Source organism: Nodosilinea sp. LEGE 07298 (assembly GCF_015207265.1).
Lineage (GTDB): Bacteria > Cyanobacteriota > Cyanobacteriia > Phormidesmidales > Phormidesmidaceae > Nodosilinea.
Genome location: NZ_JADEXE010000259.1, coordinates 1 through 9441, shown reverse-complemented (window position 1 = coordinate 9441; position 9441 = coordinate 1). Strand labels below are relative to the sequence as shown.

The 9441-nt window shown below is 57.7% G+C and carries 9 protein-coding genes and 2 pseudogenes; 5 read left to right on the top strand and 6 right to left on the bottom strand.

Annotated features, from left to right (window positions below; genetic code table 11):
* The 3 genes and pseudogenes from IQ273_RS25580 to IQ273_RS25570 all read left to right on the top strand — a co-directional run.
* Nucleotides 1-1032, top strand: a pseudogene (locus IQ273_RS25580) (serine/threonine protein kinase); the annotation flags it as partial.
* Between the two features lie 105 nt (nt 1033-1137).
* Nucleotides 1138-1602 (top strand): hypothetical protein, encoded by a 465-nt coding sequence (locus tag IQ273_RS25575; RefSeq protein ID WP_194025964.1) that lies wholly within the window; start codon nt 1138-1140, stop codon nt 1600-1602.
* A gap of 149 nt (nt 1603-1751) precedes the next feature.
* Complete coding sequence (locus tag IQ273_RS25570) at nt 1752-2213, top strand: transposase (protein ID WP_194025963.1); 462 nt, start codon at nt 1752-1754, stop codon at nt 2211-2213.
* Between the two features lie 4 nt (nt 2214-2217).
* Here IQ273_RS25570 and IQ273_RS25565 read toward each other — a convergent pair whose 3' ends face one another.
* The 4 genes from IQ273_RS25565 to IQ273_RS25550 form a co-directional block, all read right to left on the bottom strand.
* Nucleotides 2218-2676 carry a GatB/YqeY domain-containing protein gene (locus IQ273_RS25565; protein ID WP_194025962.1) on the bottom strand — a complete coding sequence of 153 codons (459 nt, stop codon included), beginning with the start codon at nt 2674-2676 and terminating at the stop codon, nt 2218-2220.
* 196 nt (nt 2677-2872) lie between these two features.
* Nucleotides 2873-3316, bottom strand: a complete 444-nt coding sequence (locus IQ273_RS25560) for a hypothetical protein (RefSeq protein ID WP_194025961.1) — start codon at nt 3314-3316, stop codon at nt 2873-2875.
* 147 nt (nt 3317-3463) lie between these two features.
* Nucleotides 3464-4768, bottom strand: a complete 1305-nt coding sequence (gene aroA, locus IQ273_RS25555) for a 3-phosphoshikimate 1-carboxyvinyltransferase (protein WP_397198673.1) — start codon at nt 4766-4768, stop codon at nt 3464-3466.
* Between the two features lie 199 nt (nt 4769-4967).
* Nucleotides 4968-6050, bottom strand: a complete 1083-nt coding sequence (locus tag IQ273_RS25550; RefSeq protein WP_194025959.1) for a PIN/TRAM domain-containing protein — start codon at nt 6048-6050, stop codon at nt 4968-4970.
* 192 nt (nt 6051-6242) lie between these two features.
* On the opposite strand from IQ273_RS25550, the gene IQ273_RS25545 reads away from it, so the two are divergent.
* Complete coding sequence (locus IQ273_RS25545; RefSeq protein WP_194025958.1) at nt 6243-7367, top strand: histidinol-phosphate transaminase; 1125 nt, start codon at nt 6243-6245, stop codon at nt 7365-7367.
* Between the two features lie 86 nt (nt 7368-7453).
* Here IQ273_RS25545 and IQ273_RS25540 read toward each other — a convergent pair whose 3' ends face one another.
* Both IQ273_RS25540 and IQ273_RS35505 read right to left on the bottom strand, forming a co-directional pair.
* Nucleotides 7454-7921: a hypothetical protein gene (locus IQ273_RS25540; RefSeq protein ID WP_313898244.1), complete on the bottom strand. Its 468-nt coding sequence runs from the start codon at nt 7919-7921 to the stop codon at nt 7454-7456.
* Nucleotides 7922-8244: 323 nt separating this feature from the next.
* Nucleotides 8245-8955 (bottom strand): GNAT family N-acetyltransferase, encoded by a 711-nt coding sequence (locus IQ273_RS35505; protein WP_194025957.1) that lies wholly within the window; start codon nt 8953-8955, stop codon nt 8245-8247.
* 72 nt (nt 8956-9027) lie between these two features.
* On the opposite strand from IQ273_RS35505, the pseudogene IQ273_RS25530 reads away from it, so the two are divergent.
* Nucleotides 9028-9441, top strand: a pseudogene (locus IQ273_RS25530) (hypothetical protein); the annotation flags it as partial.

Here is a 9441-nt window from a genome sequence, read left to right as displayed (position 1 = left end):
GCCTACGACCCAACGGCCACCGTGGCCCCGCCGCCGCGAGCCGTGCCGGTGCAAAAAACCTCGTCGGGGTGCTGGTCTGCCCTAGCCGGGCTGCTGCTGACGGTGGCAATAGGTGGGGGGCTGTGGTGGTGGCTCGACCCGCTCAGCCAGTTTTCGGGCAATGGTTCTGAGGTGGTTTCGCCCGACGGCAGCGATACCAGCAACCCCAACTTGAGCGAGGCCGAACGCGATCGCAAGCAGGCCCTGCGCGATCGCGCTGCCAACCTAGGTGTTGACTGGAGCTATCTCACTGCGCTAACCGACCAGCTTTTCTTTGAGCAAAACCCCAACCGTCAGGGCACTCAGCTCACCGACCAGCCCGAAGATGAACCGCTGCGGGCCGAGTGGGATGCGATCGCTGCCAGCAATCTCGACTTGCTAGAGGCCAACCTCAGCACCGAAGCCCGCAGCCGGTTGGGTCGCTACAACCCCACCGACAGCGATCGCTGGAAACGCGAGGTCAACGATCTCTACGTAAGCAGCAAAGCCCTCTACGATCTGGCTGATGCCCGCTTTAACCAGCTGTTTCCAGGACAGGTTAGCGAGGGCTTTGTCGAAACCCCAGTTGACCAAATTTGGTTTGCCCTGGCTCAAGACCAGGTCAACGCCCTAAAAAGCGGCGACACTCTGACCGAAATCACCTTTGAGCAGGGCAGCTTTAGCCAGCAGCAGGCGGGTACCCTCAGCCCTGGACAGGGACAGGTTTACATTCTCAACCTCAGCGCCGAACAGCTACTGCGCCTCAACCTCCAGGCCCCGCCCGACAGCACCCGCCTGTCGGTCTACGTGCCAGTGCCCACCGAAACGCTGCCCCACATTCTTGCCGATGCCGAACAAAACACCTGGGCTGGCGAGCTACCCCAGTCGGGCTACTACGAAGTAGTGGTGGTGTCTAGAGCCAGCAACCCAATCTCTTATAGCCTTACGGCGGCGGTCGATAACGTCATCGACGACATCATTAACCGCCCCGACCCACCCGAAAAAGATAACTAACTGCAACGGAGCACGGGGAAATGCTCTTACGGTTTGTTGACTATTGCAGCAATTTGGGCAATTTAGAAGTAATATTTGCCCCATGCTAAAGCACTCCCTCGCACCATGAGACACCGGCTCCTAGACTCTATTCAGCAATCTGACGGACGCTACTTGAGCGATTTAGAGCTGCGCCCTCTGGCCCAGTTTGTCACCTCCTTTGACTCTCGCTTTAAGACCTACACCCAGCTGAAAGCCGAGGGAGAAACCCTGGTACTTAGCGCTCTGCGACGGCTGATGCTCACCCATAGAGAGGCAGTGCAAGAGCATGGGGCCAAGTGCCAGCGCGATATGCTTTACACCCTAGAATGCATTGCCAAGGCCATTCTGCTCGATAACCCCGACAGCTTTATGGAAGAGTATGTGGTGTGGATGCAGAATATTACCCGCGCCCTGCATAAAGAAGACTCTGCGATCGCCGCCTACCGCAGTTTGCAAACCGAAATTACTGGCACCCTGCCCACCGAAGCGGCCCAGTTGGTTAACGGTTATTTAGACCAGCTCATCACCGCCTTTACCGACGGCATGTAGCCGGTAGCCTTCACTACAAACTTTGTCCTTGAAGCTGATGCTGGCCCGAGGTGGCTGGGCAGACTATAGGTTACTAGTGCATTCATAGTGAAGCGCTCATGAGCCTACACAGTCAAGCCCGTACAATAGTCGCTTCGAGGGCAGACGCATTGATCCATTCCGCCGCCCCTAGAGCTTATTTAGTTGGGCTCTCGACCTTTCAAGCGCAGCCTCTGCTGGGTAACTATGAGCAGGGCAACTTACTCCTAAACGACTGCGGCCTAATTGTGGCTGACGAATGGGTACGCGCTGCCGCCAACCGCAAAGGCATTGATATCGACGTATGGAGCATTACTCCCAATCGACTGCAAAGCATTGTTTTTTTGCAGGTACCTGTTACCCCCATAGCCAGCCTGACGGGGGGCTTAAATGGGAGCTTGGCTAGCCAAAAGCCCTGGCTACTGTCATCATTTATTGCCAGCTTTAAAGCAGTGGCAGCTAAGCGCATTAATCTACGGCTTAACCAGGTTGGTCAGGCCGTGTGGCAGCGCAGCTACGACGAACACCTGATTACCGACGAGGCTAGCCTGTCCCAAATGCGCCACCATTTCCAAGTCTTAGAGCAACGGTAGAAGGCTAGCCGCCCAGCTTGGTCTTCACCAGCGCCTGGACTTTACCCCCGTCTGCCCGGCCTTTGAGCTGCTGCATAGCAGGCCCCATCACCTTGCCCATGTCTTTAGGCGATGCAGCCCCGGTCTTGGCGATCAGGTCATCAATGACGGCCTCTACCTCGGCATCACTGAGCTGCTGGGGTAGGTATTCTGAAATAATCTCTAGCTCTTGAGCTTCCTGGGCCGCCAGATCTTCGCGCCCCGCTTTTTGGTACTGCTCAATGGAGTCTTTACGCTGCTTGGCCAGCTGGGTCAGCACCTCTAGCTCTTGCTCAGGGGTGAGTTGGTCTTGCCCACTGGGGCGCACCAGGGTTTCTCTTTCGAGAATAACTTTTTTAATGCTGCGAACCGTTTCCAGGCGCACTTTGTCTTTGGCCTTCATAGCGGTTTTAATATCGTCGCTAACGCGATCTTTCAAGCTCATGGGGGCTTCCTTACGCTTGCCGAGGCACATCATTGGCTACCTTCTCACTTTACCGGGTGATTGCTGAAGTGAGGAAGATAAAGCAATGGAGAAGGCGAGGAGGATCGAAACGTCAAAAATGGGGGACTTAGCTAGGCAGGCAAGACGTTTACCCTATAAAACTTTTGAAAATCTGTTCAACACTCTCCTCATCCCCTCATCCCGGCTCGGTCTCTCGCTGCTCTAGCTGCTGGCTCAAAAAATTGATTAAGTCGGCACAAGTGAAGAACTGAGTTTCGTCGAAATGTTCGCTAATGTCGAGGCCAAAGGTCGCGTAAAAATCTTCACAGAGGGTGATGCTCCAATCAAACCAGCACACGGCTGGGAAAACCAGGTCTTCGACCAGGCGATCGCTGGGCTGAATACAACCGATTTCGAGGCCGGAGTAAGCGTGCAGATGCTCGTAGGTAAAATCGATTAGGGGCTGGGGCAAAGGACGGGGCACTGCTGGCGGTGTCCAGTGGTATATGTACCACTCGTTACAGGTGAAGCAGGGGCGCGCTCGCAGCCACTGATTGACCCGTTGTCGGGCAATCATATCGGGGCTAAGGGCCATATAGGTAGTGAGGCTATTGACAAAGTTTTTCAACGGTTGCCACATCAATTTTTTAACGTTGAGCCTCTGAGCCGGGCCTTTAGGGCTGGTCCTCTGGGGCTAGACCTTTGGGGCTGAGCCTTTAGGGCTGGGCCTTTAGGCTTGGTTAGAGTGTGCCCAAGGTCATAGCCTAAGTCATGGTTTGGGGACGAATTAGCCTAAACCGCAGAGCCGCGCCAGCGTAGCCGCAAAGCCGGGGTAGGAAACCGCTGCCGCCTCAGCCCGCTGAATATGAAGGGTGCCCCTGGTGCGCAGGGCGGCGATCGCCAGGCTCATAGCGACCCGATGATCATTGTAGCTATCCACAATCGCACCGCTAAGAGGGTTGCCACCATAGATTTCAAGCCCGTCGGGGTGTTCGTCAATGCGGGCACCTAGACGGCTGAGCTGGCTGGCCATAACGGCAATGCGATCGCACTCTTTGACCCGCAGCTCGGCTGCATCGGTAATGGTCGTAATGCCTTCAGCAAACAAAGCTGCCACCGCCAAAACCGGAATTTCATCGATCATGCGGGGAATCAGGTCGCCGCTAAAACTGGCAGCCTTGAGGCGGCTGTGGCGCACCCGCAGATCGGCAACGGGTTCACCCGTTACCTCACGGGGATTCTCTAGAGTAATGTCTGCTTCCATCATTTGTAGGGCATCGAGAATGCCGGTGCGGGTGGGGTTGATGCCCACATTCTCAACCACCAGATCAGCACCGGGGGTAATGGCCCCGGCCACTAGCCAAAAGGCCGCCGAGCTAATGTCGCCCGGTACCACAACGGTCTGCCCGGTGAGGGTAGCGGGGCCTCGCACCGTGACGCTACAGGTGTCAGAATCTACCACGATATCGGCCCCAAAGGCCCGCAGCATACGCTCGCTATGGTCCCGCGACAGGCTGGGCTCGGTGACGGTGGTTTCGCCGTCGGTCAAGAGGCCAGCCAGCAAAATGCAGGACTTGACCTGAGCAGAGGCGACAGGGGAGTGGTAGTGAATGGGCTGGAGGGCTCGCCCCCGTACCGCTAGGGGAGCCAGGCGATTGTTCTGCCTGCCCCAAATCTCGGCCCCCATCTGAGCCAGGGGGTTAATCACGCGATCCATAGGGCGCGATCGCAGCGAACCATCCCCCGTCACGGCAAAGTAGCGATCGGGGTGCGACGCCAGCAGGCCCAGCATCAGCCGCAGGGTGGTGCCCGAATTCCCAGCATTGAGCACGTCGGCAGGTTCCTGGAGATTTCCCAAGCCCACCCCCTGCACCGTCACCCACTCGTCTTCGAGGGATGACAAGGTAACGCCCATTGCCTGAAAGCAGGCGGCGGTGCTGCGCGGGTCTTCGCCCAGCAGCAGCCCTTGAATACGGGTTTCGCCACTGGCGATCGCACCCAACATCAGCGATCGGTGCGAAATCGACTTGTCCCCAGGCACCCGCACGCGGCCCGCCAGCGTAGCCCCATGATTGGGAAACTCCAGGGTCATGGTCTGGTGCGGGGCAGTATCGGTTAGCTCAATGCGGGCGGTCATAGCAGCGGTAGTAAAAGCCGATGCTGATCGTACCCCATTGTTGGACTATGGATTTTTTGGGAGGCAATGTTCATGCGGCCATGCTCATGCGGCCATGCTCTTAACGTATCAAAGTCGCCAGTGCAGAGAGCCGCAATATCAAATTCAATAGTGATTACGAGGCCACCATTGAGGTTTTGGGCCGGGCAAAGATCATGCGTCCGGCGGAGGTTTGTAGCGACCCGGTCACGACGACCTCTAGCTCTACGCCGATGTAGTCGCGGCCTTCTTCGACCACCACCATGGTGCCATCGTTAAGGTAGCCGACGCCCTGGGAGGGTTCTTTGCCCTCTTTGAGAATTTTCAGATCGATGTCGTCGCCGGGTAGGTAGGCGGGGCGAATGGCCTGGGCCAGGTCATTGATATTGAGCACCTCAACGTCTTGAAAGCTGGCGACTTTGTTGAGGTTGTAGTCGTTGGTGAGCAGCATGGCGTTGAGTTCCTGGGCCAGCTTCACCAGCTTGGCGTCCACCGTGGGGATGTCGTCGTAGTCGACGGAGTTGATCAGCAGCCGGTTAGGGTAGGCTTCGCGGATGCGGTTGAGTACATCCAGGCCGCGGCGGCCGCGATCGCGCTTTTGGTCGTTACTGGCATCGGCGACCTGCTGTAGCTCTTGCAGCACAAACTGCGGCACCAGCAGCTGCCCTTCCAAAAAGCCCGTGCCCAGCAAGCCTTCAATGCGGCCATCGATAATGCAGCTGGTGTCGAGCACCTTGGTTTTGCTGGGCTTGAGGGTGCCCTCGGCGACCAGGGTAGACTCCAGGGTGCTGGGGCTGATCAGGCGCAGCAGCGATCGCCCGTGGGTATCGGCAAGATTCATGCCCGACACCGCAAACAGCACGCTGCCCAGCACCGCCGTCATCGGCTTAATAAAGCCAAACTCCGCCGGAATCGGCAGCAAAAACAAGGGAGCCAGCATCAGGTTGGCGATCAGCAGTCCCAGCACCAAACCCACGGCGCGGGTGAGAATGCGATCGGGCGGCAACTCTTTAATCTGGCGCTCTAGGCGACGGTAGCTAGTCTGCATGACGAGGCCCAGCCCGGTGCCAATTAGTCCACCAAACACAGCGGTTACTGACCCTAAGGCCTCAATATTTGTTACCTGCTGCAAAATTGGCTCGGGCAGCAGATCAATGCTGTAGAACCCAATCCCCGCCCCGGCCAGGATGAATGAAAATACAATAAGTGCGTCTAGCATAGTGATCTAGCGGTCCGGGCTGTTGTTTTGCAGCGGCTAGAGGCTGAGCATATACCCCTAACCTAGTGTACTCCGCCAGATCAAAAGCGACTGGGAGAGCCAAGGCTGGCAAAAGTATACCGCTAATGCCCGTTCCCCCAACCGTTCTACGGCCTCTGCAATAATGGTGGGGTTACTGCACTTGCATTCTTCATGTCTTTGCCCTTTCTGCGATCGGCGGTGGTTCAACTGGCGGCCTACACCCCCCATGTTGAGTCTGAAGAGGATCCATCCCCTGCCGCTCTGGATATTCTCGATACCAATGAGTGCCCCTACGACCTCCCCGAGGCGCTGAAGGAAAAGCTGGCCTGGCAGCTGCGCCACGGCATTGCCGCTAACCGCTACCCTGACGGCGGGCACGGGGCTTTAAAGGATGCGATCGCCCAGTACGTCACCGAAACCGCAGCCGGAGCGGCCTTTAATGCCGACTACATCTCCGTTGGCAACGGCTCTGACGAGCTGATTCGATCGCTGCTGATTGCGACCTGCATCGGCGGCGAAGGCTCGGTGCTGGTCGCCAACCCCACCTTCTCGATGTACGGCATTTTGGCCCGAACTCTGGGCATTCCGGTGGTGACAGTAGGCCGCAGCGAAGACACCTTTGAGGTTGATCTGGCGGCAGCACAGCAGGCCATCGAGCAACCCCAGAGCGCTCCTGTGCGGGTGGTGTTCATGGTGCACCCCAACTCGCCCACCGGCAACGCCCTCACCGCTGCCGAGGTGGACTGGCTAGAGGCTCTGCCGCCTGACATTCTGGTCGTGGTAGACGAAGCCTATTTTGAATTTAGCCAGCAAACTACGGTGGCCAACGTGCTGAATCGACCCAACTGGGTGGTCATGCGAACGTTTTCGAAGGCCTTGCGCCTGGCTGCTTATCGGGTAGGCTATACCGTGGCCAACCCAGCCCTCACCCAGGCGCTCGAAAAAGTGCGGCTGCCCTACAATTTGCCCAGCCTGACTCAGGCGGCCGCCCAGCTCGCCCTGGCCCACCGCCAAGAATTGCTAGCGGTGGTGCCTGAAATTCAGCAGCAGCGGCGGGAGATGGCCAGTGCGATCGCCCAGCACACGCCCCTGCGCCTGTGGCCCAGCGACGCCAACTTTCTCTACGGACGCCCGCCCGCCCAGGCCGGTCAACCGATTGAGACCGAACTAGAACGCTGGTTTAACCGGTTGCGGGTTCAGGGAACGCTGGTGCGCCACACGGGCGGCGGCTTGAGAATCACCATTGGCACTCCGGCGGAGAATCAGCGCACCCTGACTCACCTAAAGCAGGTTTAGGAAAAAGCAGCCCGGTAGCTGAGCGTAGTCGAAGCATTCGGTAGCTGAGCGTAGTCGAAGCATTCGGTAGCTGAGCGTAGTCGAAGCTACACCAGTGCCCTGGCCCGCCGCACCGTGTAGGGCAGCACCCCCACCAGCAGGGCAAAGGCTTCATCCGGCACTTTATCAACAATGCTTTGGTCGAAGTAGCTCTTAAACTGCTCCAGGATGAGCTGAGCGCGATCGATGGGCACCGGTTTATCGGTAAAGTTTTGGGTGAGCCGCACCCACTGCAAGCGAATTTTAAGGGCCTTTTGCTGAGCTTCGGCTGACTCAGGCGAAATCAACGACAGGCTGCCGAGGGGAATAACCGCTCGACAGTCGGTATCGAGGCCCCCGCCGACGGCTGCACCAGGGCCAGCAAACTCGGTGTAAAACTCTTTATGAATAATCAGCCCGTTGCGGCGGCGGCTGTTGACGACCCACAGTTCACCACCCCGTATTCTGGCCAGAATGTCATCGTCTTCTGACAGCAGCAGATTAGACTCAAAAAATGGGTTTGAGAGACGACTCACTGGGTTCACGATAGGAGGCCGGGCGGACTGAGATGCCTCAAACAGGCCAGGAAAACGTAGGGAGTTTCCGGGACCTGGCCCTGAACTATTCTGCTCAAAATTAGGGATCATCCCCGCCACATCATAGCGACAACGGCTCGACCAGCCACGATCTGTACCCATTTCTTCGGTCTATGAGCTGCCTAAGAGCTATAGCGCCTCAGGTATTCATTCTAGGGTAAACGGCTGGTCGCCCCCTAGAGAAGTATTTAGCTACGCTGAAGGAGGGATAAATTTCTACCCCAAAAGTTTAAGGTTTGTGTGAAGCAATCCGGTTGAGGCGGCTAGGGCCACGGGGCAGGTAGCGTTAGGGTCTTGCGCAGCAGTAGCCGACGGGCCTGCAACCCTACCCACGAAGCCGGAGTATCTTCAGTTTGAAACACCCTAAACCCGGCTTTGCGGTAGAGCGCCTGAGCCGCTAAGTTATCTTCCATGACATGGAGGCGCAGTTCATAGATGCGCCACTGCTGAGCCAGCTGCTCGCATGACTGCAGCAGTGCGCTGGCTACACCCTGACGACGGCAGTCCTGACTCACCGCCAGATTTGAAATATAGACGTGGCGATCGCCCTGCCAGGGCCAGGGCTGGCGTAGCGAGGCTTCTACTGTGCCTGCGATCGCTGGGTCGTCTACAGGAGCAGCCTCAGCCGACGCCAGCGCCATCAGGCAAGCATAGCGGGGCGACTGAGCCTTTAGCCGCTGCTTCAGGTCTTCTTGAATGCCGAGACGAATGAAGGGGTACACCCAGTAGCGCCAGCCCGAGCAATCGTAAAAGCTGGTGGTGAGCACATCGGTCAGCCGCTCAATGTCTTGCAGCCGGGCCGGGCGAATTAGCGGCGGGGCGACGGCCATAGCTGGCGAAGGTGGCAAAGGTGGCGAATTTGGATCGATTTGTACCATAAACCCCAGCGGCAGACTCCCAAAAAAGATGCCCGGTGTTGGCAAAGCCTGGGCGTTAGGATGATCGCTCTTGCAGTCAATATACCCTTCTCCCACCGGTCAACGGGTAGGATCAAAAGGCGAGTTTTGCTCTCAAGCCCGATCTTCCTCACTCCCTACCAGCCATATATGGCAACCTCCCCCTTCTTGACCAGCTTTGTCCGCCATCGCGACCCCAGGCTGCTGTGGCCAGTAGCGGGGATAGCCTCGGTTGTAGCCCACGGGGTAGCCCTGGTTATGGTTCGCAGCCTGGCCATTCAAACCCCTGCCCTGCCAGAGGGTGAAATGGCCCCGATGCCCATTCAATTGCTAACGCTTCCCGCCGACCTACCAACCTCAGGTGAGCCGAGCGCCAATATCCCCAGTGATGCAACCTCTACTAATAATGCGGCCTCTGCAGAACCTGCCGTTGATGCCGTGCCAGCTCCTGTGGCCGACCAGCCCACGCCGGTTGCCCCTACCGATACTGCGCCCTCCGATCGCCCACCGCTAGAACCATTCATTACCTCGACACCGCCCCAAACTATCGCGCCACCAGTGGTT

Coding starts and splice junctions, on each gene's coding strand:
- IQ273_RS25550 (WP_194025959.1), bottom strand. CDS start 6,050: ATGCTAGACGCACTTATTGTATTTTCATTCATCCTGGCCGGGGCGGGG.
- IQ273_RS25575 (WP_194025964.1), top strand. CDS start 1,138: ATGAGACACCGGCTCCTAGACTCTATTCAGCAATCTGACGGACGCTAC.
- aroA (WP_397198673.1), bottom strand. CDS start 4,768: ATGACCCTGGAGTTTCCCAATCATGGGGCTACGCTGGCGGGCCGCGTG.
- IQ273_RS25545 (WP_194025958.1), top strand. CDS start 6,243: ATGTCTTTGCCCTTTCTGCGATCGGCGGTGGTTCAACTGGCGGCCTAC.
- IQ273_RS25565 (WP_194025962.1), bottom strand. CDS start 2,676: ATGAGCTTGAAAGATCGCGTTAGCGACGATATTAAAACCGCTATGAAG.
- IQ273_RS25560 (WP_194025961.1), bottom strand. CDS start 3,316: ATGTGGCAACCGTTGAAAAACTTTGTCAATAGCCTCACTACCTATATG.